Genomic DNA, 22,379 nt, shown 5'->3' on the forward strand with positions numbered 1-22,379 from the left:
AGAGAACAGCAAGAAGGATTGAGTTAATGGGCACTGGTTTTGCGAAAGGTGAGCTGAATGGCTAGGGCTATTAATCCTACTGTAGTTAAGGCAAATACGCCAGTCGCTAATAATCCCATTCCCATGACAAGAGTACGGACGGCTGCGCCGATGTTGAGGGCGATCGCATTCTTGGTTGCGAGGGGCTTATTGGCAAAAGTCTGGATAATGGATAGGGAGAGGAAATAGAGAAAGGAGGCGATCGCCCCACTCATGAGAGCGCCGGTTAAACAGCGCACTGGGGTAACATTGCTGGAAATCGGGGGTTTCTGGTTTTCAGTCATGGTTACTATTCACTCACTTTAATGCCTGTAGGGGAAAATTGAGCCACCCACAACTTGAGATCGGGATGATGCAATTCTTGTTCAATGTAAGTTTTAATTCGCTCGGCTTCCGATCTAGACTCCGTAAGAGCAAATACGGTAGACCCGGAGCCAGACATCAGTGTACCCATGGCTCCCGCTTCCATAAACCGGTGTTTGAGCGTCACCAGTTGGGGATATTCGGGTAAAACAATTTTTTCAAAATCATTCCGCAATTCTTCGGTAATGATAGGATGATTCTTACTGGCGATCGCCCTTACCATCGTCCCAGAATGGACTTTTTGACCATAGGACTCAATATGTTCCGGGTCGCGAATATAGGACTGCTCATAGGTAGCACGATAGGTTTGATACGCCCAAGCAGTGGAGATTTTTACACTTTCATATTTTGCCAACACCACATAGAGTTGATCCAGATCCGGCAGAGGAGATAACTTTTCCCCCCTTCCCGTAGCTAAAGCCGTTCCCCCTCGGATACAAAAAGGCACATCTGACCCCAAAAGGGCCCCTAACCCCTCGCATTCTCCCTGGGTTAAGCCCAAATTCCATAATAAATCCATCCCCACCAATACAGCCGCCGCATTACTCGATCCTCCGGCTAACCCAGCAGCCACAGGAATGTGTTTATCAATACGAAGATTTACCCCCCCATACCGAGCAAAGTATTTGGGAAACTCGGAGCGCATTAATTCTGCCGCACGATAGGCTAAGTTGCTGGAGTCGCAGGGAACATCAGGATGGTTGCAGGTGACGCGAATGCTATCTGTACCGGAGGGTTCGATATGAATGCGATCGCACAAATCCACACTTTGCATGATCATAGCCAATTCATGATAGCCATCGGCGCGATCGCCGACAATCTCCAGATATAAATTAATTTTCGCGCAGGCTAACAGGGTATATGAACGCATGGTTTACGAGTTGGGGGAGAGGGGTTCAATATAGCGGGCATTTTCCGGCAGATCAGAGAACCTTTGCCCTTGGGTTCTGGCTTGGAACATATACAACCCCAAAGGAGTATTCACTAAGTCTACAATATCAGCCCTCCCTAAGAGCATTTTGGCGCTGGTGAGGGGGACTTCTTTGAGCATCCAGCGCATCATCCGATAGAGGGTTTCTTTGAGAGTCAGGGGACGCATCAAGTCTACCCCATGGAGTTGATGTAGATAGCGGTTAGATTCCCCGTAGCGATACCATTGTTTTTGCAGTTCTTTGAGGGTGCGACGGTGGCGATGTTTGACGGTTGCATCGGGGACAAATTCATGTTTCCAGTCGGTTTCGCGCAAAATACGCCAGCAGATATCCGCATCTCCTCCCGTGGTTAAATGGGGACGGAATAATCCGACTTGCTCGAAGATAGAGCGACGCACGGCTAAATTAGCGGTTTGTCCATAGGGACAGAAGGCGTTAGCGAGGGTATGTTTTTGGGAGAGGGTTTCTTGGCGATCGGCGTGTTGTTCCAGTAGAGTGTTACCAGCAAGAGCAATAATTTCGCCGACAGATAAACCAATTTCTGGCTTGGCAAAGGGTTGAACCAGGTTTTCTAACCATTGCGGTTGGGGGCGACAGTCGGCATCGGTAAAGGCAAGAATGTCATACTGAGCGGTTTTGATGCCGAGGTTTCGCGCTGCATAGGAACTTTGGATCTGGGTTTGACTGAGGGGTTTAAGGTTGGGCAAGTCAGCAGCTTGGAGGATTTCCCAGGTGCGATCGCGGCTACCGTTATCTACAATTAAGTATTCTAGGCGATCGCTCGGATAAGTCTGCTGCCGAAATCCCTGCAACAACTCCGGTAAATCCTCCTCACCGTTATACACCGGCACAATAACCGAAACCTGGGGAAAAAAAGGTGCATTCATGATTGTGGGAAATATAGCATTTTCAAAAGTTACCCTCATCCCCCAACCCCCCTTCGGCTCCGCTCAGGGTGGCGCTTCTCCTGTGGGAGAGGGATTTTCCTGCGGGCATAAAAGGGAGAGGGCAATATCTTGGCGATCCACATTATGATTGGATCGAGAACAAAGTTTATCTCAGGACACAGGTCATGATGTCATCTATTGTAGAGACAACTGGCGAACAACAGCTTATCCTTCCTGGATGTCACAGTTGGCAGCAGTTCAAAACCCTGCAAATCTGGGTAGAAGAGATCCCTGGTTTAAAGGTTAGTTATGTCGATGGCTATATTCAGTTTATGACCACCAGCCGACAACACGAACGGATTAAGAAATTAATTGCGATTTTATTAGAAGTCTATTTCTTTGAGATGGGGATTCCTTTTTTCCCCGTCGGGAATGCCACCTGCGAAGCCGAAGAACGAGGTGCTTCATTTAGTCCCGATGAATCCTATTGTTTTGGAGAGGATAAACCCTATCCGGATTTAGCCATTGAAGTCGTCTTCACCAGTGGTGGTATTGATACAGCGTTTTGCGGGGTAATGAGGTACAGCAAAAAAAGATCCCCCCTTGCCCCCCTTAAAAAGGGGGGAATAGGAAAGTCCCCCTTTTTAAGGGGGATTCAGGGGGATCTAGATGTACCGCATAGCAGCGAAAATTGCTGTAAGCTAGAGAAGTATCGGAGATTTCGTATCCCAGAGGTTTGGTTTTGGCAAAACGATCGCCTGTCGCTCTACCTGCTGCGATCGGATTTGAGCGGATACGATCGCGCCCAAGAGAGTCAATTTTTACCCGATCTCGATTTGTCGGTACTAGCAGAGTGTATGCAGATTCCCGATATTTTAGCTGCTCGACAATCTTTTTTGAAGCGATTGGGCGATCGCCAACTTTAGCTCACTTTTTTTCTCCCGATCTCCTCTATCGTGTAGACTCTCCAGAAGCTGCCATTTCCCCAGTACAACGGCTGTAATTGAGAAACCAAGGTTTTTAGAGAACCCCAGTTTCTCTTAAGCCAATTCGATCAGACGGCAACAAAATCTCCCGGATCGAGTTGATTGGGTGCAATATTGGGGAGAATGGCTAAAATATCGGTAGTTCCAGCGAGGTAAATTAGGGTGGCGTTGGCTGATTCTCCACTGCCAGAATTGAAGGTTAAACTATTAAATGATAACCCTGCGCTTAAGCCAATATAATCTTCAGCATCGTCGTAAAAGATTAAATCGGTAGCACCGGTACGCAGAACAAACATATCATTTCCTGCGCCTCCAATCATCACATCTGAACCCAGATCTCCATAGAGGATATCGTTACCTGCTCCACCATCGAGATAATCTTCGTTTTGGCCACCATAGAGGATATCATCGCCATTATCGCCGAAGACTTGATCGTTTTGGCGATCGCCAAACACAAAATCATTCCCCTCTCCCCCAGTGACAAAATCATTGCCCTGTCCCCCACGCACAGAATCATTACCGGCATCTCCGGCAACCTGGTCATTTCCTAGATTCCCATTGACATAATCGTTACCACTATTACCCGTGGCGATATCATCTCCCCCTAGGGTTAAAATAGTATCATTACCTGCCGTTCCCGTGATTTGGTCATTGGCATCAGTTCCCAGGTTAAAGGGACTAGCGGGATTAACTGGGGTAGGGGTAGGGGTAGGGGTTACAACACCACTGAGAGGATTCCCAAAAACTTGCGTCCAATAGTAATTGTAGTTAACATTACCCGTATCATTAGCTAAGAAAAAGTAACCCACTCCGATTTCTCGTACATTGGCATTGAGAATATTGGCTCGATGTCCGGGACTATTCATCCAACCATCAACCACTTGTTCTGGAGTTTGATATCCAGTACCGATATTTTCTGCCCAGGTAGAGGCTTGATATCCAGTAGCGTTGATACGATCGCCAACAGAACTACCATCTAAACCCGTATGACTAAAAAAGTCCTGAAAGGCCATATTTTGAGTATGGACTTGAGCAGCTTGGGTTAACTGTGCATTCAGAACCAAAGGAGCTAAACCGAATTGACTGCGCTGAAGATTGGTTAACTCTACAACTCGGTTAATAAATTCTTGACTCATAACATTCACCTCATTAATAAGTGCCTCTATAGGGATCTCAGAAAAATGAAGGCTATTTTATGCACGATCGCCAAAATTGTCATAAATCTTCAAACTTTATACCCGATCGCCGTCTCCGAGTCGGTCAATGTCTTGCTCCAGGATATCGGTTTCGGTGGTATAGGCGAGATGATCGGGGGCGATCGCCTCTTTTTTAGCCAAACCTTTGGCATAGTCGAGTTTCTGCTGCACTTCTGCGTTAGGATGACGGAGCAGAGAACGGCGATCGCGGCGCATTTGATTGCGTTGTTCTATCTTCTGATTCGCCTGTCCGATCCACAAATAGCGACCCAGGGGGATTGCTAAAAATCCCACACCATAGGCTAATAAAATTCCGTAAATCGACTCAACAAAAGCCACAACTCCCCCCACTTGAGCAGCAACTGTGCCATCGGATAATAAGCTGCCTAACACTAATGCGCCAATCAAATTCGCTGCTCCTAAGCCAATTGCCCACATAATTTGACTGGAACTAGCCGAACTAAAGCGCCATTTCTTCTCTTTGAGATAAGAATCCTGTTTTTTGTCCTCGTCTTCCTCCGTTGCGGTAATTTGTAAATCGGGAAACTGGTAAACAATGCCCCCTTCTGGGGTTACTTCTGGACGACCATTAAAACGCACTAAAACCGGTAATAGATAATTCTCATATTCCAAATCATAGCCCTTACCTAAATCATCCAAATAGGGAGCAAGTTGTTCAGCCACCACAGCGCCATGACGAGAACGGATCGTTGCGGCGATCGCTCGCCAACGGCGTTGTTCTAAATCGGCATTGGGGTTACCCTCTCCAAATAAAAAGGAAAAAATCGCCTCTAAAAAGTTCATTTCTGAATCGGAGGATTGGCGAGGCTGCTTACTCGAATAATCCGGAGAAAAGAACCAAAACCAATCGGCTAAATCTAGGGGAAACCAAAAGAAACGCACCGATGGCCCGCGATCGCTGCTACTATCAGAATCTCCGTCTTGGGCAGATTGCACGCTAATAACAATGACGGCGATCGCCACCAAAATCAAGACCAAAGACAAAACCAGCAAAATCCCAAAAGAAATCCGCACCAGATAAAACAAAATTCGCCCAATCTGCTGCATCGTCTTTTGCCAACGCAAGCGCCAAAACTTACTCTGTAGAATCATGCGAAAATTCTTCGGAAACTGATAGGCAATATCCCCCGACTCAGCCACCTGGAGATGTCCCCCCACATCCGCAGCCAGAGCCAAGAGTCCTTGTTGCGTTTCCTCCACATTCAACCCCGTACTAGCGGCAACATCACCTACCGTTACCCGGTAGCCCAGATTTTCCACCGCTTCCATCAGTTTCAGATTCGGAACAGCCATCTGCGCTTACCTCTTATGGTTTTCCCATTACCCAATTACCGCGTGAAGCGCTGTATAGTCCTCAGCCGCCTTCCCTATACCCTAGCAAAAATTCGAGGCGGGGAAAAGGGCGATCTCCAGGCATAGTGCTATACTACGATAAGTTCAGTATTGAGGAAAAAAACAATGTCGGTTCAATTGATAGATGAACAACAACCTCAAACCGAAACCCTTAAAGAAGAAGTCATTCCCCTTCCGCCCACCGATTTACCTTATGACGACGGAGAACCCTTGGAAAGCAATCGCCATCGCATCGGCATGAATGTCTTGATTGCCTCCTTGCACCAGGCTTATCAAGGACGCAATGATTACTATAGTAGTGGCAATATGTTCGTCTATTACAGTAGCGCACAAGTCAGAAACAAAGACTTTCGCGGGCCGGATTTTTTTGTTGTCTTAAATGTAGATGGAACCCTAGAACGCCGCAGTTGGATCGTGTGGGAAGAGAAAGGACGCTATCCTGATGTCATTGTTGAATTGATGTCGCCCTCAACCGCCCAACAGGATCTCAATGAAAAGAAAAAGTTATACGAACAAACCTTTAGAACCAGCGATTATTTTGTCTACAATCCCTTTGACTCTAACTCATTACAGGGATGGCGTTTAGGTACTAACCGCAAGTATGAGGAAATTAGCCCGAATGACCAAGGGTGGTTATGGTGTGCAAGTTTGGGATTATGGTTGGGCACTTGGCAAGGGGAATTGATGAAAGAAAATGCCCCCTGGTTGCGTTTTTACGATTCAGAGGGCAATTTGATCTTGTTACCCGAAGAAGTGGCTCTGTTAGAGCAAGAAAGGGCCGAGCGCGAACGGGAGAGAGCCGAACGCGAACGGGAGAGAGCCGAACGCGAACAAGAGAGAGCCGAACGCGAACAAGAGAGAGCCGAACGCGAACAAGAGAGAGCCAAGCGCGAGCAAGAGAGAGCAAATCAGGCTGAGTCCGATCGCGAGCGTGAACGGGAGAGGGCAAACCTAGCCGAAACTGTTGTTGAGGAACAAAATCAGAAGATTCAACAATTAAGAGAACGCCTGCAACAACTGGGTCTCGATCCGGATAATCTCACCTGAGATTATGTATGAACCTAGTCAGTTCAAGTAGGGGGCGGGTTATACCCAAATCTAGGATACCGACAAATTAATTCCGTAAACCCGCCCCACCCCATCAGCGATCGCCGACTCTCTTCTGATACAAGGGGCGGGTTCAGGAAAATCTGGGTGGGAGGACGAACATATGGGTGAACCCGCCCCTACAGATAATCTAATTAATACTTTCGCTCCTGCGGTTCAAACCGAGTCAGAGTCACCGGTCGATATTGAATATCAATCCCTGCGGCCGAATAAAACACCAGAGAATGCTTGAGAAAATTGGGATCGTCCCGTTGGGGATAATCTTCGCGGGAATGGGCCCCCCGACTCTCCTTACGATTGAGAGCAGAAGTGAGGATCATCCGTCCTACCACCATCAGATTTTTCAGTTCCAAAGCCTCAATGATTTCCGTATTCCACAAAGACCCCCGGTCATCCAGATAAATATTGCCATATTGCTGTTGCAAGTTTTGGGTAATTTCTAATCCTTGTTCCATGGATTCTTGGTCGCGGAATACCCCACAATATTGACTCATGGCATCTTGAAAAGCTTGGCGTAGGGGATTTATGCGCTGTTCTCCCTGTTGCTCTAACAAGGCTTGCAGTTGTTCTTTCGCCTCTTGCAGATAGGGTGCTTCCTCTAAGTCCGGTAACTTACGAGACTGCACATATTGGGCGATCGCCGCCCCCGTCCGCCGTCCATAGACCACGCATTCCAACAAGGAATTACTCCCCAAACGATTCGCCCCATGCACCGACACACAGGCGCATTCTCCCGCCGCAAATAGGGCTTCTACAAACCCTTCTACCCCACTGCGTACCCGGCCATCCGTATCCACTGGAATACCCCCCATCGAATAATGGGCCGTGGGACGCACCGGCATCGGTTCCTCCACTGCATCCACACCCACCAGGCGATGGGCTTCTTCCCAGCAAAAGGGAATGCGGCTCATAATTTTTTCCCGCCCCATGTGGCGCAGATCGAGATGGACAAAGGGGCCGCCCGCGCTGCCATCGGTATGAATACCGCGACCGGCACGAATTTCTAGGGTAATGGCTCTAGAGGTAATATCCCTGGGGGCTAACTCCATTTTGCTAGGGGCATAATTTTCCATGAAGCGATCGCCCTCACTGTTGCGTAAATAGGCTCCTTCACCCCGTACTGCCTCAGAAATCAACACGCCCACCGGATATAATCCCGTCGGATGGAACTGGACAAACTCCATATCCTGAAGAGGTAGACCCGCTTGAGCCACCATCGCCAACCCATCCCCAGTAGAGGCAAAATCATTGGAAGTGGTGTTAAACACCCGCCCATAGCCCCCAGTGGCCAACATTACTGCTTTCGCTCGCACCACCTTCAAGCGGCCATCGAGCATATGGTACATGACTAAGCCCTTCGCTTCTCCCTCTTCCAGGATCAAGCGCATCACATACCATTCCTGATACACCTGCACCCCATAGCGTCGCAGATTATTCACCAACTCATGCAGGATCGCATGGCCAGTTTTATCCGCAGCGTAGCAAGTCCGGCGATAGGAATGGCCGCCAAAGGCCCGTTGAGCAATGCGGCCATCGGGCAAACGGGAAAAGAGAACCCCCAAATGCTCTAAATCGATCACCACATCCGGGGCTTCTTGGGCTAAAATTTCTACCGCATCCTGATCCGCCAAATAGTCGGAACCCTTGACCGTATCAAAGGCATGAGCTTCCCAGCTATCCTCAGAATCCACATTCTTCAAGGTAGCAGCCATCCCCCCTTGAGCGGCCACCGAGTGCGATCGAATTGGGTGGGTTTTGGCAACAACGGCAACATTAAGGCTCGGATCAATGCGAGCAATTTCCACGGCCGCACGACAGCCGGCCAGTCCACCGCCAACAATGATTACATCATGGTCTAACATGGTTTAGTCGATCTTCTCCAACTGGGTTAAGAAACAGGCATGGGAGGGGCCAGTAGCCCCTACAGCAATCAAATAGGCATCAATTAGCCAGCAGCTTGGGCAGGCTTTTGGGCAGTTCCTGTACGAGAGGGCCGTTTTTGAGCTATCTCTTCAACTGGTATAAATTCAATATGGTTGAGTAAGGTGGTCACAAAGCTAAACAGCAGGAAGGGTAGGGAAAGAACGAGAATTAATCCCACTGTCGCTAAGGCATAAACCGGACTACCCGCGCCCATCAGGGCTAGAGCTGCCGCTAAACTCAGGAAAATTACAATTAACCAGACAATGATTTGTCCATAGATATCTCCAAAGGAGAGGGTGCAATGGAGGCGATAGGTTTGATTGTTCATCGTTTAATGGGGAAAGATTAACATTATTTAATGAACTAGGGTAAAGTCCCCAGGAGATTTTGGCCCATTTCTCAATAGTTTTAAAAGACTTGCAACATCTTGTTACATTACGGGATCGACATTTAAGATTTGACCACAAATTGGTTCCGTCCGTTCTTTTTGGCTTCGTATAACGCTTCATCCGCTAGAGCAATCAAGCTTTCTTTCGAGACTTCTGCGCTTGGAACCAATGTAGAGATCCCTAAACTCATGGTAACCGTAGAAGCGACTTTAGAGGTTTTATGGGGAATTTGCAAGTCTTCTATTTTAGACTGAATTAACTGGGCGACTACTTTTGCGCCTTCTTCTGAGGTATTCGGAAGCAGGACAACAAATTCTTCTCCTCCATAGCGAGCAACCATATCACTAGCGCGTCGGACTGAATGTTGAATGGCTCTGGCCACTTGAATCAGACACTCATCCCCAGCTTGGTGTCCATAGGTATCATTATAGAGCTTAAAGTAATCGACATCGCATAAAATCAGAGATAGGGGCAGGCGATCGCGTTTTAACCGCAACCACTCTTGATAGAGGCATTCATCAAATTGACGACGGTTAGCTACTTTAGTTAAACCATCGGTATTGGCGAGTTTGTGGACTTCATCAAGCATTTTTCGCAATTCAAATACCGATTTTTTCCGATCGGTGATATCTCGAAAGTTAACCGATAATCCATCGCCGAGTTTGACAGCAATGACATGAAACCAAGCCCGCTCATTTTCATGATCGTAGGGAAATTCTAATTCTAGAGTTTGCCCTGTTTCGACGACACTAACATAATGATCGAATAAGCTTCTCAGGTTAGGACTATTGATTTCTTGAAGCCAAGATTTTCCTACCAAATGAACGGTATTCAGATTGAAGAAGTAGACACAGACTTGATTACTAACAATCCACTCAAAGTCAATAATTCTACCTCGCCGATCGCGGAGGGCTTGAAATGCCATAATCCCATCCATAGAACTATTGATAATACTTTCTAGTAGGGATTGTGATTGTTGCAGCTTCAAGTTGGCTTTATCTGCTTTTTCCACCGCTTCTATTAATAAATTTGTGCCCGATTCTACTTTGTTTAATAGCTGTTGATTTTCCTCGGTGATTAACCCCATCATGCAAAAACCATAATCTACTAATTTTTGGGCACTGTTAATTAAGCGCTGAAGAGGATCGACCATGGATGATTTGGGGATTTTAAGCGTTAAAATTCCCTGGATTGCCAGTTCTACATTTTCACTTAACCGATCGAGAATACGGCTGACATTATTGATTAATAAACTTCCCAAAGAGATCGCTACTAATAAAGCACAGAAATTAATCAAAAGGTAATTACGCCACTTGATTTCTACGGCTTGAAAGATTTTTTTTTCAGGCACAATGATACTAATCCACCATTGGGTTTCACCTGGTAAAGGATAAGCAAAACTGAAACTCCAATAGTTTTGTTGGTTGTGGCTAATAATTTGTAAGGGTTCAGTGGATTTACTGGGGAGATGCTTTTGAAGGGCAGGCAGTAAATGGGAATCCATTAATTCTTGTTTTTGGGGAGTTGATTTTGAATAGATCAGAGGCTTTATTTGTTCATCTAAAATTAGGATATCTGCGGAGAGTTCTAGGGATTTTTTTTGAATATAATCAGCAAAATAGTTTAGGTTAAAATCAATTTTTCCTACTCCCGACAATTGTTGTTTTTGATTGTATAAGGGTTGGGTGATTTGTAGATTAACTGAGGGATTGGAGCGGGAGGGAAGTTGTGTTATTTTTAGGGTTGGTCGATCTTCAATGAGGCTATTTTTGTACCAAAATTCTTGGCGAACATCATAGGAGTTAAAAGAGGTTTGAACTGGTTCTTGAATATCACCTCGATCGTTCAAGGGATAGGCAAATAAACGATTGTCTGTTTCGCGGTTAACTTGAGTGCAAATAAGGTCACCGGTTTGAGTGCGATGGATGGCTAATAGTTCTCCAGTGGCTTGTAATCCGATGGAAATGCCTTGAAGGGTGGGAAAACTATTGAGGAGGGGCCAAAAACAATTTTGATTGGATAAGGCGATCGCCTCGTCTAGGGGTAAGGTTTCATAGGAGTTGAGGATTTCTTGAGGAAAACCGAGATCTTGGCTGAGTCTGGTTTCCAAACGATTAGCCACTTCCTGCATCCATTGCAGGGATAATTGTTTGACTAATTGATGATTTTGCCGCAAAGAGAGCCATCCGGTGAACGTCATCGCAAACAAGATGGGCAATACGACAGGTACAAGGATATAGATGGATAAAGGAATGGTTTTGGGGGGATGGGAAAACCGATCGGCCATGAGAATTGGCTCCCTGCGGTAGATGGGGCAAAGCCTACATTGCTCTTAAGGCGAGCTTGAGAAGACTTAAAGCTTCATTGTACTGAGTGCTGGCCCTGAAGTTAGAATGTAGGGGGTAATTCGAGGGAAAATAACCCTAAGTTGCCTTTGCGAAAATCATTGAGGAGTTGGCGGGCAGTGCGCTCTAAGTCTCCCAGGTATTTGCTTTTGGCTAGGTTATGTAAATAGTCTTCGCTAGAGAGGTTCTCTGGATCGACTTCATAGCGCGATCGCAGTTTTTCTAAGGTACTGACATGGGCATTGAGTTGGTAAAATAAGTCCAGCAGGGCGATCGCCACCCGTTGATTATCATAACTGGCTTCACCAATATCATCACAAATCGCTAACTTCACCGCATCGAGTTGATTCTCTAACTGCGCGGGAATTACTCCAGGAGCATCCAATAACTCAATATCTGAGGAAATCTTAATCCACCGCAGTTGCCGCGTCACCCCCGGACGGGCTGCACTCTCGACAACTTTACGATTTAAGAGGCGATTAATTAAGGCAGATTTACCCACATTGGGAAACCCTACTACCACTGCTCGCACGGGACGGGGAAGCATTCCCCGGCTGCGTCGCCTTTCATTCATCGCTGTACCAGCAGCGATCGCCGCTTGAGTCACTTGGGCAATACCCTTACCCAATTTAGCATTGGTAAAATAGGGCTGCTCTCCCCGATCCGTAAACCACTGTAACCATAAATCCTGCATTTCCGGCACAATCATATCCATCCGGTTTAGCACCAGAACGCGCTCCCGACTTCCTACCCACTCCTTCAGCTTTGGGTGTTGCGTCGTGAGCGGAATACGAATATCCCGAACATCTAAGACCACATCAACTCGCTTGAGTTGTTCAGCTAAAGAACGTTCTGCCTTAGCAATATGTCCGGGATACCATTGAATCATAATTAAAGTGAGCGTATCAGAAACATTAAGGGACAATCAAAACGGGGCAAGGAGAAAGATTAATCACCTGATTGGTAATACTATCCTTCGATCCATCTTCCGTCAGACCAACCCCCCGACTTCCCATGATAATCAGATTCACCTCCATTTCATCAGCAACATCACAAATGGTAAAGGCCGGTTTCCCTTCCCGTTCGACGGTTTTAGCCTCAATACCACTCTTAGCAAAGCCGCTTTTGACCTTACCGAGCAGTTCAGCAATTTGGTCATGGGAGATCATGGGGTCTCTGGACGCATCCTCTTCAGTGATCTCGTTCTCTAGCACAGAGAGCAGAATCAGATTAGAGCCATAGGTTTTGACGATATCCATCACCACCTCTGTGGCGGCTAGGGTTTCTTGACTTTTGTTAATGGGAAAGAGAACAGTCTTAAACATGGGTCTTACCTCCGAGACACGGACTCCTATACAATGTGGACGATGGCGTAATCAAAAACATAACGAAGATTTTTTTTGAAGGAGGTTTATCCTGTGCCCAAGAAAACGGTAGCAAACTTGTCAGCATCTGATCTTTCTGGCAAAAAAGTATTAGTGCGAGCGGATTTTAATGTTCCCCTGGATAATGGGTCTATCACTGATGATACTCGCATTCGTGCTGCTCTGCCTACGATTCAAGAGTTGACGGGCAAGGGTGCTAAGGTTATTTTAACCTCTCACTTCGGCCGACCCAAGGGAAAAGTGAATGAATCCATGCGCTTGACTCCGGTGGCTGCAAGGTTGTCTGAACTGCTGGGTAAAGAGGTCAAGAAAACCAATGATTGTATTGGTGATGAGGTGGCCGCTGCGGTCGCTAACATGGAGGATGGGGATGTGCTGCTGCTGGAAAATGTGCGCTTCTATGCTGAGGAAGAAGCCAACGATCCAGAGTTTGCTCAAAAGTTGGCTTCGGTTGCCGATCTCTATGTCAATGATGCCTTTGGAACCGCTCACCGGGCCCATGCTTCTACGGAAGGGGTGACTAAGTATCTGAGTCCTTCGGTGGCTGGATTTTTGATTGAGAAGGAACTCCAGTATCTGCAAGCGGCGATCGAAAGTCCCCAACGGCCTTTGGCGGCTATTATTGGCGGATCGAAGGTATCGAGCAAAATTGGCGTGATCGAAACCCTGTTAGAAAAATGCGATAAGCTCCTGATTGGTGGGGGCATGATCTTCACGTTCTATAAGGCGCGGGGGATGAATGTCGGTAAGTCTTTGGTGGAAGAAGATAAGCTAGAATTGGCGAAATCTTTGGAAGCGAAGGCTAAAGAACGGGGGGTAGCTCTGTTGTTACCTACTGATGTGGTGGTAGCGGATAATTTTGCGGCTGATGCTAATTCCCAAACCGTGAGCGTCGATAATATTCCTGATGGTTGGATGGGACTCGATATTGGCCCGGATTCGGTGAAAACTTTTGAGGATGCGTTAGCTGATTGTAAGACAGTGATCTGGAACGGGCCCATGGGTGTGTTCGAGTTTGATAAGTTTGCAGTCGGTACAGAGGCGATCGCCCGCTCCTTAGCTGCTTTAACTAAAACCGGTGCTTCTACCATTATCGGTGGGGGCGATTCCGTGGCAGCAGTGGAAAAAGTCGGCGTTGCTGACCAAATGAGCCACATTTCTACCGGTGGTGGCGCAAGCTTGGAATTGCTCGAAGGTAGAGAACTCCCCGGTATTGCTGCGTTAGATGAAGCGTAAGCCAATTTAATCCTCTAATGTTTGTCGATCTTCCCTTTTCCCTTTGACTCAGGGAAAGGGAGGATCGGGTTTATTCAAAGAATAATTGGTGAATACCAACTGAAATTACTCATTAACAAGATATCGTTTTAGCTTTTAAAGCCCCATATAAACGGAAATTTACTGAGTTTGCTGCAAGTTGAAGTCCATACCTATAGCACTCGGCAATCTAAGGAAGTATAGTAAGAGAAATCACCTTAGAATCCGTCATTGCGAATACAACCCAGTGCATCGATGGCAAACCCTAATCCTAAAAGTCAGAAAACGCGATCGTTTTCTCCATCAGTTACTCCACCTAAATATAAAAAATCCGCGTTTTGGCAGCAATGGCAAATCCATCAAAAGCATCTTTACCAATGCTGTCTTAGATGGATGAGATATAACTCAACCGATCTGGAAGATATTATGAGTCAGGCAATGTTCAAAGCCTGGAGGGAATGGCAAAAAGCCGAAGGTAAAATTAAATATCCTAAAGCTTGGTTCACTCGAATTATCTACAATGTCTGCATGGACATGCATCGAAAAAATAAACGAGAAGCACTAATAATTGAAAAAATTGAAGAGATTAAATTTGAAGATTGCCCAGGATTACCTGCTCAGGGAGAATTTCCAGAATGCAATATTCTAGAGCGAGAGATGCAGTTATATCTCCGCCATCAAATTGAATCCTTGCCTGCCAGACTTCGTGTGCCTTTTCTATTGTACTACTGTCAAGATAAATCCTATCGAGATATTGCCAAGCAACTCGCCTGCTCTGAAGACAATGTTCGCAAATGCGTTAGAAAAGCCTGCAAAATCCTGCAACAGCGTTTAGTCAAATATATTGCTGGGGAAGATGATGCGCCCCTAGATGCCCTGTCACCCTCTTTCAATGGGGAATCACTGATGCTCACAATTAGCCAGGATGAAGACATTAGCTATCCAGTCACCTTGCTTTGTCAAGAGAGCTTACCCCATCACTGGTACAATTCCGTCAGTCCTTGGGGCTGGAGATGAAGGAGGTATGGGTAAAAAAAACTTTTTTGCCCAGAAAATTTGCCCGTAACTTGAAAAATTCCTAAAATGGGGTTGGGAAACGTCTAAATGAAAGAGTGGTTAGAGAAAACCGCTTAGAGCGTATGCGTTAATTACATCTTCTTTAACGAAAAATGAATCCATCGCCCAAAATCCAAATCGCACTCAGTACCCTTCTCCTGTGGTCATTTACAGCAGTCGTCAGCTTTGCTGCAACCCCTATGAAATCTGGAGAGGATCAGTCAGTCGCCATTAAAGTTTCTGCTGAAAGCCTCACCCCTAGTCCGTTAAATCGGACACCAGATGCCCAGTTAATGGCTGGCCCGTTTAGGGATAATCTCATAGGACAACCGGGCGCAGATAAACTTTTATCTGACGCTGATGAGATCTGGAAAAATCCAGCAGACAGGAGCCAAAAATTATTGGATTACTGCAACACTCCTCCAGACAATATAGAAGCTAGTATTTGTCTTAGTTTTCTGATGGACTGGGCAATCGATCAACTTACCAGTGGTCAACTTTCGGAAGCAGACAGTGAAGAGATGAGCGCTCTCATGGAAGCAATTGCGGAAAAGATAGGTGGATAATTCAGGTAAAAATCCTGTTTTTCGCCTGAGATCTCTTGTTCTTCTCTAAAAGGGGGAAACTCTAGTCCTCCCCCTGACTAAGGGGGAGTGAGAGGGGGTTAAGCTCCTCCTAATTCGACAGTCTCAATTATGTCTAAACACATTGCCCCATCATTGCTACAGTTGGGGGAATCTTCTGAACTAGAGATGAATGTTCACCTTTTCTTAGAAGAAAAGCCAACTAGACAAGAGCAGAAATTGAAAACTTTAAGCAAGTATGTCCAGAAATATCCCCAAGGCTGGAAAAAAAGGTTAGAACTGGCTAACTTGCTTTACGAGATGGGAAACTGGCAAAAAGCCGTTACCGAATATCGCCAAGTGATTGAGCGACAACCTTATTTACTGGGCGTACGGCTGCAACTGGGGAAAATATTGCAGATCATGAGGCAAGAAAAAGAGGCTATAGAAGTCTATGAAAATGCCTTGTCTTATGCCAAAAATGCAGCGACTCAGCATCATATTCAGGGATTGATTGCTGTTTGTCAGGGTGAGAGTGAGACGGCAATTACTGCTTTTAATTTAGCGGCGAGTTTAGAGCCTGAAAAAGTGGTTCACTGGCTGGCTTTGGCACAGGTGCATCAGCAGCTAGAAAATCCTCTGGGTGTGTTAAATGCCTTGAAGCAGGTTTTGTCAATTAGCCCCGATGATATTGTGGCGTTGATTTACAGTTATGATGCACTGCTGGCAGTGGGGAATATTTCAGCAGCTAGGGCGTGTTTTCAAACTTCGCCGCCAGATTCAGATCCCCCCCAGCCCCCCTTAAGAAGGGGGGAGAATTCAGTCAAAGTCCCCCTTTTTAAGGGGGATTTAGGGGGATCTCTGAGTTTGAAAACAGACCTTAGAGGGCTGTTGAGCAAGGCTATAGCTCTAGCCCCCAATGATTTTCGGGTACTGCAACGACAAATTGAGCAGCGTTGTCAGATGAGGTTGGTTTCTGGTAAAGAAGGGAAACAAACGAAAAGTCTGATTACTGCTTTACTGCGACAAATTCCCCATGGCGCTGAGGCTCACAAATCGCTGGCATATTATCACATTCTGCGGGGAGATTGGGCGCAAGGGGTGGAAGTGTTAGCCAAATTTACCGCCGAACATCCCCATTATCCTTATGGTTGGTATTACTATGGGCGGTGCTTGTTCGACACCGGAAAATATCAACAGGCAGCACAGATGATGGTGAAAGCTTATCAACTGTATGCCGATGATGGTGCAATTTATCAGGGGTTATGTGAGATTTTATCTTTTGATCCCCCCCAGCCCCCCTTAAAAAGGGGGGAGAATTCAATCAAATTCCCCCTTAAAAAACAGGGGGAGAATTCAATCAAATTCCCCCTTAAAAAACAGGGGGAGAATTCAATCAAATTCCCCCTTAAAAAGGGGGAGGAGAATTCAATCAAAGTCCCCCTTTTTAAGGGGGATTTAGGGGGATCTCTGGGAGATATAGTCGAGGAGATGCTGAAACGATTTCCTCAACGCTGGAGTGTTTGGGCGACTGCGGGGCGGGTGTTGGTGGAATATTTTAAAGAGTTTGAACGAGGGTGTAGGGTTTCGGAGCAGAGTATAAAACTACAGCCTCAGTTAGCTGATGCTTGGTTTTGTCATGGGCGGGTGTTAGCTTTGGCGCTGAAACATCGGGAAGCAGTGGAGGCGTTGAAAATAGGATGGGAGTTGTTACCAGCCGGGGCTTATCTGCAATCCGTACCTGGGGCGGTGTGGTTGGGGGAGAGTTATCGGGTAATGGGGGATGTTCGGGCTAGTCAGCGATGGTGGAAAGTGGCTTGTCAGGGATGCCAGAAATTGAGGGCGTTTAACCCGGCTATAGCTGATTACTGGTTAGGGAGAGCTTTGTTGGGGTTGGGGGATAAGTTGGGGGCGATACAGGCTTATGAAAGTGCATTGAGTCAGCAGTTATTGTATCCAGCGCGTGGGGAAGTTGAGAAGAGTTTGCGGCGGTTGAAGGGTAAGGGGAGGAAGGGTTTTAGGGTTTGAGGGTGGATTTTTTGGGGGAGAAAAATTTTTTGTAACTCGAAAAAGTCCCAAATTGGGGTTGGGAAACGTCTAATAATAAGGTGTGGGAAGAAAAAACCACCAATCAACGTAAATTTCAACAAACGAGGTATTGTCCTATGAGTATTGTCAAAAAACTACCAGCCGTTTTAATGGCTGCTATTGGCATCTGTTTTAGATTAGCCGGTACAGCCTTAGCAGAAGAAGCCTTAGCAGAAGAAACGATCGTATTAGTACAGCAGATTCTCGGTCCTCAAGAGAGAGTCGACTTTGTTCCAAGAGACACGGGGAGAAATATAACGCTTTGCTTTTACACAACTACTAAATATAATGTAGAGCCATCATGGGCTACATTAGATTTAATGTATACCATCGACGACGGCGAATTAGACCCATCAGACGTAAGACAAGAAGTTTTAGAGGCTAACGAAAAGGAACAATGTATATCCAGGACTATGGGTGACTATGGGGTAAGTCTATACTATTCATCTGGAACATATCGGTTTGGTCCACCTGTTTATATACGTGCGACGCAGGAATAAAGAATTACCTCAGTGCGATCGCCGAATCTTGTAGGGTGTGTTAACGAAGTAACGCACCCATAGCATGGAGGGGCGAAGCATTTGGACAAAAAATCTAGGGTTTGAGGTGATAAATTGTCGTCCAAATGCTTCGCCCCTACCCTTAACCGAGTTATCGCGGGGTAGGCTGCGATCGCTTTTTTCTGGGAAAAGTGCGATCACAATTTAAGTTTCTGGTTCATCACCTAAAAGTGCGATCGTCAGATATTGTAGGGTGCGTTAATGAAATGTAACGCACCATTCCTATTATTAAACTCGGTGGGTTACGCTATCGCTAACCCACCCTACGTTTTAGTGCGATCGCCGATTAATAGCGATCGCTGTTTTGTGGGCAGAAGGGCGATCGCTAATCGGCAGATCTTTACCCTTTTCTTGATAATCTTCTTTAACCAATTCCCAAGCCAATTTTAATTGCTCCAAAGCTTCTGGAGGAGTATCACCAAAGGCTGAAATATTAGGCATTTCTTGAAAATGTGCCAGCCAATCTCCTTGTTCATCAACATATAAATTAATTGTAAAACCATTAAAGTCGTAGTTAGTTAAAGTCATTCCTCTTCTACTTTAGTCATAAGATAATTATATAGTGTTTCTGGCACTTGGGAATCTAGCCAATCTAAAACCTTTTGATTCGGGTGTTTGGCAACAACTTCAGAAATCAGGCAGGTATCAAGAAGGTAAGTCATGGGGTAAAGTTATCGCGGGGTAAGCTGCGATCGCGGCTAAAGTCCAGCTCTTCGCTAAATTCAGTTAGAGGAGATTGACGGAAAAACTCTGAGAGTTTACTGGGTTTGTCAGGGGGGGTTTTCTGATTAGGTACGGTAAGGCTTTGGGCGAGCAGTTGGATGATATACAGTTTATCATTGAGCGAAAGCTGTAAGAGTTGTTGTTCAAGTTCTGGGATAACCATGATGGGGTTTCAGTGGAGGATAATTTTATTTTATTTCACGTTCCGTATCATCGTAAACGTTCCTGACATCGTGTTTGTAGGGACAAGGCATGGAGGGGCGAAGCATTTGGACAAAAAATCTAGGGTTTGAGGTGATAAATTGTCGCCCAAATGCTTCGCCCCTACCCTAGGATTTGGTATCGTAATAAAGTTATCGCGGGGTAAGCTGCGATCGCAGTTATGAATAACACAAAAATTTCTAGAGTTTCTTATTCATCCAAAAACACAGACTCTAAATCTCTATAAGCACTCACTACCCGAACAATTTCTACTCCTTCTTCGCAAACTTGGTAAAAAATAATATATCCCATAACTGGAATTCCCCGTAAATTAGGTTTGAATTCAGCATAGCTGCGTCCAAGATTCGGAAATTGAGTTAAATATTGACACTTTTTTTTGAATTCACTAGTAAACTTTTCTCCAGCTTCTACACTCCTAGCGGCAAAATAATCGAAGATTTGATCTAGATCAGCTAGTGCTTCTGAAGAAATAAAATTTTGACTCACTGTTGACTCTCAGGTAATTTAGTAATCTTTCGATCTAATCTTTCAAACGCAACTTCAATCGGAAACTTTTCACCTCGTTCCAATTGTGCCACTCCTACATCTATTTTTTCACGAGTTTCTTCTACCCATTCTTCGTAACCTCTACTTTGTTCTTCTAACAAGCGTAAGGCTACCTCTATCGCCTGTTCTGCATTGGCAAAAATTCCCCGTTCAATTTGGGATTGAATAAATTGCTCTTGTTCTGGCTTGATAGTAATATTCATCTTATGTGTTGTTTTGTCTATTCTGTAAAAATTATACTCAAGTATATATCAATCAAATGGCTCTACAGTGCGATCGCCCAATTTTGTTCTGATTCGGTGGGTTACGCGCTTCCCTAACCCACCCTACGGCATAGACTAAAGATAACTGAGAATGGCAAGGATACCAACAACACCATAAAAGACTCCCACCACTTGAATTTCTGACCATCCAGAGAGTTCCAGATGGTGGTGGAGGGGAGCCATTTTCAGGATGCGCTTACCGATACCGTCGGGGCCTTTAGTGGCTTTATAGTAGCTCACTTGCAGGATAACCGAGAGGGTTTCGATGATGAACAGACCACTGAGGATAATTAAACTCCAGATGTTACCACTGATAAGGGCGATCGCCGCTAAACCGCCCCCAAGAGCCATGGAACCGGTATCTCCCATGAACACTTGAGCCGGATTCCGATTATAGGCGAGAAAGCCCACACAACTGCCACTGAGGGCGCAAGCGAGGATCATTAAACTGGGAGAAGTAGGGGCAAGCAGAACGCCGAAGGCTAAAAAGGCAATCGCGCAGGTTCCCCCCGCTAACCCATCTAAACCATCAGTCAGGTTCACTGCATTACTTTCAGAAACCAAGGCAAAAGCAGCAATGGGCCAAAAGAGCAAACCGAGAGGCAGGCTAACGGCTCCAAATAGGGCGACTGTAGTCAGATCTCCCGGTTGCGTCAGAGCCATCCACAGAGTAAAGCTCACCGCTAACAGGGTTTGCAAAATCAGCTTCATCCGGGGAGAAATGCCCTTATTCGAGCGACGGCGGAGAATTTGCCAATCATCAATCCAACCGATCGCCCCATAACCTAAAATAACCAGAGAAACCGCAAGAACACTGCGATCGCCACCCGAAGCCATCAGCGCCACCAACACCGCCACCGGCACAAAAAAGATCCCCCCCATAGTCGGAGTTCCCGCTTTCTTCAAATGATCTTGCGGCCCATCTTCGCGGATAATTTGCCCCGCTTTAATCTTTCTCAAAGTAGGCACAGCCCAAGCACCCACCAGGATAGTTACAATTAAACCCGTAAAGAAGGGCAGACTCAGACAAAACCACCCTTGAGAAAATTGATTCATCTGGAAATCTAGAGTCAAAGCCGTCAACCCCAGAGCCACAGCTAAGATTAAAAATAGGCGGGTTCCCCAGGAAAAGGAGAAACCCCCAAAGCTAAGTTTCGCGTCCACGGTTATTCCTCACACTCACACTGACAAAATAACTCAATCGATGAGTTATGGCCTACTCATCATCATCGATGGCATCATCCTCCTCCTCATAGCTATCATCTCCTCCTTCCATCAGTTCGGAGATATCCACATCATCATCTAAAAAATCCTGATCTTGGATATCGCGGGCAGACATGCGTCCCGTTTGTTCCAACCAGTCCACCAGGGACTCGGTGGGAGGAGAGGGGAGAATGGGAGCCAGTTGAGAGCGAGGGGTTTCTCGTAGGGAAGGGTTTTTGATCGGTACAAATTTAGAAGACATGGCCGAGAGAATGGGAAAATTAAAGGAGTAATATTGATCTCTTTTGAGTTTATCAGGATTCTGGGAAAAGAGTTGTTAGCATAAGCAGAGTTACTCCTTAAAGAGGTTTTTGACCTAGGGAAAATTATGATTGGTAAAGACCGTTTGTTAGAGGCGATCGCCGGTACGAATCGCGGTATCCTAGCTTCAGCCACGCAAAAACAGGCCATTTTGTCCTCTGTAGTGCAGTTGGAAGAGCGCAACCCCAACCCTCGTCCTACGGAGGTTCCCGAACTGCTCAGTGGGGACTGGCGCTTGCTGTATACCACCAGTGAGGAGTTATTGAATATTGACCGCATTCCTTTCTATAAGCTGGGCCAGATTTATCAATGTATTCGGGCGGATGAACAGGCAGTTTACAATATTGGTGAACTCGATGGCTTGCCCTATTTAGACGGACTGGTGAGCGTGCGGGCCAGTTTTTCCATAGTCAATGAGCGCCGAGTGAATGTGCGTTTTAATCGAGGAATTTGGGGACTGCAACGGTTTTTAGGCTATGAAAATCCCTCACAACTGATCGAGAAAATACAAGGGGGGGCAAAGTTTTGGCCGGTGGATTTTTCCATTAGTGAAGAAAACCAAAAAGGTTGGTTAGATATTACTTATTTGGATCGAGATTTACGAATTAATCGGGGCAATAAGGAGAGTGTATTTGTGCTGGCTCGGTGTTAGAG

Annotated in this window: 24 protein-coding genes; 8 read left to right on the forward strand and 16 right to left on the reverse strand. The window is 46.0% G+C overall.

Annotation, left to right across the window (positions count from 1 at the left end):
- Nucleotides 1-23 precede the first annotated feature (23 nt).
- The 3 genes from AC3FZD_RS17365 to AC3FZD_RS17375 are packed head-to-tail and all read right to left on the reverse strand — an operon-like array spanning nt 24 to nt 2,221.
- Nucleotides 24-323 (reverse strand): DUF3082 domain-containing protein, encoded by a 300-nt coding sequence (locus AC3FZD_RS17365; protein ID WP_488737230.1) that lies wholly within the window; start codon nt 321-323, stop codon nt 24-26.
- A 5-nt stretch (nt 324-328) separates the two neighbouring features.
- Complete coding sequence (gene ispE / locus AC3FZD_RS17370; protein WP_488737231.1) at nt 329-1,273, reverse strand: 4-(cytidine 5'-diphospho)-2-C-methyl-D-erythritol kinase; 945 nt, start codon at nt 1,271-1,273, stop codon at nt 329-331.
- A 3-nt stretch (nt 1,274-1,276) separates the two neighbouring features.
- Nucleotides 1,277-2,221: a glycosyltransferase family 2 protein gene (locus tag AC3FZD_RS17375; protein WP_488737232.1), complete on the reverse strand. Its 945-nt coding sequence runs from the start codon at nt 2,219-2,221 to the stop codon at nt 1,277-1,279.
- Between the two features lie 185 nt (nt 2,222-2,406).
- Between AC3FZD_RS17375 and AC3FZD_RS17380 the strand changes: the two genes are divergently transcribed.
- Nucleotides 2,407-3,147 (forward strand): Uma2 family endonuclease, encoded by a 741-nt coding sequence (locus tag AC3FZD_RS17380; protein ID WP_488737233.1) that lies wholly within the window; start codon nt 2,407-2,409, stop codon nt 3,145-3,147.
- A 128-nt stretch (nt 3,148-3,275) separates the two neighbouring features.
- Here the strand turns inward: AC3FZD_RS17380 and AC3FZD_RS17385 are convergent, their stop codons facing one another.
- Complete coding sequence (locus tag AC3FZD_RS17385) at nt 3,276-4,343, reverse strand: CAP domain-containing protein (protein WP_488737234.1); 1,068 nt, start codon at nt 4,341-4,343, stop codon at nt 3,276-3,278.
- 96 nt (nt 4,344-4,439) lie between these two features.
- A complete protein-coding gene (locus tag AC3FZD_RS17390) occupies nt 4,440-5,717 on the reverse strand; it encodes a hypothetical protein (RefSeq protein ID WP_488737235.1) in 1,278 nt (425 codons plus the stop codon).
- 165 nt (nt 5,718-5,882) lie between these two features.
- Between AC3FZD_RS17390 and AC3FZD_RS17395 the strand changes: the two genes are divergently transcribed.
- On the forward strand, nt 5,883-6,824 hold the full coding sequence (locus AC3FZD_RS17395; RefSeq protein ID WP_488737236.1) for a Uma2 family endonuclease: 942 nt from the start codon (nt 5,883-5,885) through the stop codon (nt 6,822-6,824).
- Between the two features lie 194 nt (nt 6,825-7,018).
- Here AC3FZD_RS17395 and AC3FZD_RS17400 read toward each other — a convergent pair whose 3' ends face one another.
- The 5 genes from AC3FZD_RS17400 to AC3FZD_RS17420 all read right to left on the reverse strand — a co-directional run bounded on the left by AC3FZD_RS17400 (nt 7,019) and on the right by AC3FZD_RS17420 (nt 12,866).
- Nucleotides 7,019-8,746: a succinate dehydrogenase/fumarate reductase flavoprotein subunit gene (locus AC3FZD_RS17400; protein WP_488737237.1), complete on the reverse strand. Its 1,728-nt coding sequence runs from the start codon at nt 8,744-8,746 to the stop codon at nt 7,019-7,021.
- 83 nt (nt 8,747-8,829) lie between these two features.
- Entirely contained in the window at nt 8,830-9,135 is a 306-nt protein-coding gene (locus tag AC3FZD_RS17405; RefSeq protein WP_488737238.1) for a hypothetical protein, read from the reverse strand.
- A gap of 122 nt (nt 9,136-9,257) precedes the next feature.
- Nucleotides 9,258-11,483 (reverse strand): diguanylate cyclase domain-containing protein, encoded by a 2,226-nt coding sequence (locus tag AC3FZD_RS17410; protein WP_488737239.1) that lies wholly within the window; start codon nt 11,481-11,483, stop codon nt 9,258-9,260.
- Between the two features lie 101 nt (nt 11,484-11,584).
- Nucleotides 11,585-12,430 carry a ribosome biogenesis GTPase YlqF gene (gene ylqF, locus AC3FZD_RS17415; RefSeq protein ID WP_488737240.1) on the reverse strand — a complete coding sequence of 282 codons (846 nt, stop codon included), beginning with the start codon at nt 12,428-12,430 and terminating at the stop codon, nt 11,585-11,587.
- Nucleotides 12,431-12,455: 25 nt separating this feature from the next.
- Nucleotides 12,456-12,866: a universal stress protein gene (locus tag AC3FZD_RS17420; protein ID WP_488737241.1), complete on the reverse strand. Its 411-nt coding sequence runs from the start codon at nt 12,864-12,866 to the stop codon at nt 12,456-12,458.
- A gap of 93 nt (nt 12,867-12,959) precedes the next feature.
- Here AC3FZD_RS17420 and AC3FZD_RS17425 point away from each other — a divergent pair, with 93 nt between their 5' ends.
- The 5 genes from AC3FZD_RS17425 to AC3FZD_RS17445 all read left to right on the forward strand — a co-directional run bounded on the left by AC3FZD_RS17425 (nt 12,960) and on the right by AC3FZD_RS17445 (nt 18,387).
- Nucleotides 12,960-14,162, forward strand: a complete 1,203-nt coding sequence (locus tag AC3FZD_RS17425; protein WP_488737242.1) for a phosphoglycerate kinase — start codon at nt 12,960-12,962, stop codon at nt 14,160-14,162.
- A 273-nt stretch (nt 14,163-14,435) separates the two neighbouring features.
- Nucleotides 14,436-15,197 (forward strand): RNA polymerase sigma factor, encoded by a 762-nt coding sequence (locus AC3FZD_RS17430; protein ID WP_488737243.1) that lies wholly within the window; start codon nt 14,436-14,438, stop codon nt 15,195-15,197.
- 152 nt (nt 15,198-15,349) lie between these two features.
- Nucleotides 15,350-15,802, forward strand: coding sequence for a hypothetical protein (locus tag AC3FZD_RS17435; RefSeq protein WP_488737244.1), 453 nt, complete (start codon nt 15,350-15,352; stop codon nt 15,800-15,802).
- A gap of 129 nt (nt 15,803-15,931) precedes the next feature.
- Nucleotides 15,932-17,827: a tetratricopeptide repeat protein gene (locus tag AC3FZD_RS17440; protein WP_488737245.1), complete on the forward strand. Its 1,896-nt coding sequence runs from the start codon at nt 15,932-15,934 to the stop codon at nt 17,825-17,827.
- 137 nt (nt 17,828-17,964) lie between these two features.
- The gene (locus AC3FZD_RS17445; protein WP_488737246.1) at nt 17,965-18,387 is read left to right on the forward strand and encodes a hypothetical protein; all 423 of its coding nucleotides are present in this window, start codon (nt 17,965-17,967) and stop codon (nt 18,385-18,387) included.
- Nucleotides 18,388-18,717: 330 nt separating this feature from the next.
- Here AC3FZD_RS17445 and AC3FZD_RS17450 read toward each other — a convergent pair whose 3' ends face one another.
- The 6 genes from AC3FZD_RS17450 to AC3FZD_RS17475 form a co-directional block, all read right to left on the reverse strand.
- On the reverse strand, nt 18,718-18,975 hold the full coding sequence (locus AC3FZD_RS17450) for a type II toxin-antitoxin system HicB family antitoxin (protein WP_488737247.1): 258 nt from the start codon (nt 18,973-18,975) through the stop codon (nt 18,718-18,720).
- A 130-nt stretch (nt 18,976-19,105) separates the two neighbouring features.
- Complete coding sequence (locus AC3FZD_RS17455; protein ID WP_488737248.1) at nt 19,106-19,333, reverse strand: hypothetical protein; 228 nt, start codon at nt 19,331-19,333, stop codon at nt 19,106-19,108.
- 248 nt (nt 19,334-19,581) lie between these two features.
- Entirely contained in the window at nt 19,582-19,878 is a 297-nt protein-coding gene (locus tag AC3FZD_RS17460; protein ID WP_488737249.1) for a type II toxin-antitoxin system RelE/ParE family toxin, read from the reverse strand.
- Nucleotides 19,875-20,141 (reverse strand): ribbon-helix-helix domain-containing protein, encoded by a 267-nt coding sequence (locus tag AC3FZD_RS17465; protein WP_488737250.1) that lies wholly within the window; start codon nt 20,139-20,141, stop codon nt 19,875-19,877. Before AC3FZD_RS17465 ends, AC3FZD_RS17460 begins: the two co-directional genes overlap by 4 nt.
- Nucleotides 20,142-20,276: 135 nt before the next feature.
- Entirely contained in the window at nt 20,277-21,365 is a 1,089-nt protein-coding gene (gene mraY / locus AC3FZD_RS17470) for a phospho-N-acetylmuramoyl-pentapeptide-transferase (protein ID WP_488737251.1), read from the reverse strand.
- Between the two features lie 52 nt (nt 21,366-21,417).
- Nucleotides 21,418-21,666: a DUF3134 domain-containing protein gene (locus AC3FZD_RS17475; RefSeq protein WP_488737252.1), complete on the reverse strand. Its 249-nt coding sequence runs from the start codon at nt 21,664-21,666 to the stop codon at nt 21,418-21,420.
- 126 nt (nt 21,667-21,792) lie between these two features.
- On the opposite strand from AC3FZD_RS17475, the gene AC3FZD_RS17480 reads away from it, so the two are divergent.
- Nucleotides 21,793-22,377 carry a PAP/fibrillin family protein gene (locus AC3FZD_RS17480; RefSeq protein WP_488737253.1) on the forward strand — a complete coding sequence of 195 codons (585 nt, stop codon included), beginning with the start codon at nt 21,793-21,795 and terminating at the stop codon, nt 22,375-22,377.
- Nucleotides 22,378-22,379 lie beyond the last annotated feature (2 nt).

Source organism: Roseofilum sp. KMC-1, from assembly GCF_057802075.1.

Coding starts and splice junctions, on each gene's coding strand:
- AC3FZD_RS17365 (WP_488737230.1), bottom strand. CDS start 323: ATGACTGAAAACCAGAAACCCCCGATTTCCAGCAATGTTACCCCAGTG.
- ispE (WP_488737231.1), bottom strand. CDS start 1,273: ATGCGTTCATATACCCTGTTAGCCTGCGCGAAAATTAATTTATATCTG.
- AC3FZD_RS17375 (WP_488737232.1), bottom strand. CDS start 2,221: ATGAATGCACCTTTTTTTCCCCAGGTTTCGGTTATTGTGCCGGTGTAT.
- AC3FZD_RS17380 (WP_488737233.1), top strand. CDS start 2,407: ATGATGTCATCTATTGTAGAGACAACTGGCGAACAACAGCTTATCCTT.
- AC3FZD_RS17385 (WP_488737234.1), bottom strand. CDS start 4,343: ATGAGTCAAGAATTTATTAACCGAGTTGTAGAGTTAACCAATCTTCAG.
- AC3FZD_RS17390 (WP_488737235.1), bottom strand. CDS start 5,717: ATGGCTGTTCCGAATCTGAAACTGATGGAAGCGGTGGAAAATCTGGGC.
- AC3FZD_RS17395 (WP_488737236.1), top strand. CDS start 5,883: ATGTCGGTTCAATTGATAGATGAACAACAACCTCAAACCGAAACCCTT.
- AC3FZD_RS17400 (WP_488737237.1), bottom strand. CDS start 8,746: ATGTTAGACCATGATGTAATCATTGTTGGCGGTGGACTGGCCGGCTGT.
- AC3FZD_RS17405 (WP_488737238.1), bottom strand. CDS start 9,135: ATGAACAATCAAACCTATCGCCTCCATTGCACCCTCTCCTTTGGAGAT.
- AC3FZD_RS17410 (WP_488737239.1), bottom strand. CDS start 11,483: ATGGCCGATCGGTTTTCCCATCCCCCCAAAACCATTCCTTTATCCATC.
- ylqF (WP_488737240.1), bottom strand. CDS start 12,430: ATGATTCAATGGTATCCCGGACATATTGCTAAGGCAGAACGTTCTTTA.
- AC3FZD_RS17420 (WP_488737241.1), bottom strand. CDS start 12,866: ATGTTTAAGACTGTTCTCTTTCCCATTAACAAAAGTCAAGAAACCCTA.
- AC3FZD_RS17430 (WP_488737243.1), top strand. CDS start 14,436: ATGGCAAACCCTAATCCTAAAAGTCAGAAAACGCGATCGTTTTCTCCA.
- AC3FZD_RS17435 (WP_488737244.1), top strand. CDS start 15,350: ATGAATCCATCGCCCAAAATCCAAATCGCACTCAGTACCCTTCTCCTG.
- AC3FZD_RS17440 (WP_488737245.1), top strand. CDS start 15,932: ATGTCTAAACACATTGCCCCATCATTGCTACAGTTGGGGGAATCTTCT.
- AC3FZD_RS17445 (WP_488737246.1), top strand. CDS start 17,965: ATGAGTATTGTCAAAAAACTACCAGCCGTTTTAATGGCTGCTATTGGC.
- AC3FZD_RS17450 (WP_488737247.1), bottom strand. CDS start 18,975: ATGACTTTAACTAACTACGACTTTAATGGTTTTACAATTAATTTATAT.
- AC3FZD_RS17455 (WP_488737248.1), bottom strand. CDS start 19,333: ATGGTTATCCCAGAACTTGAACAACAACTCTTACAGCTTTCGCTCAAT.
- AC3FZD_RS17465 (WP_488737250.1), bottom strand. CDS start 20,141: ATGAATATTACTATCAAGCCAGAACAAGAGCAATTTATTCAATCCCAA.
- AC3FZD_RS17475 (WP_488737252.1), bottom strand. CDS start 21,666: ATGTCTTCTAAATTTGTACCGATCAAAAACCCTTCCCTACGAGAAACC.
- AC3FZD_RS17480 (WP_488737253.1), top strand. CDS start 21,793: ATGATTGGTAAAGACCGTTTGTTAGAGGCGATCGCCGGTACGAATCGC.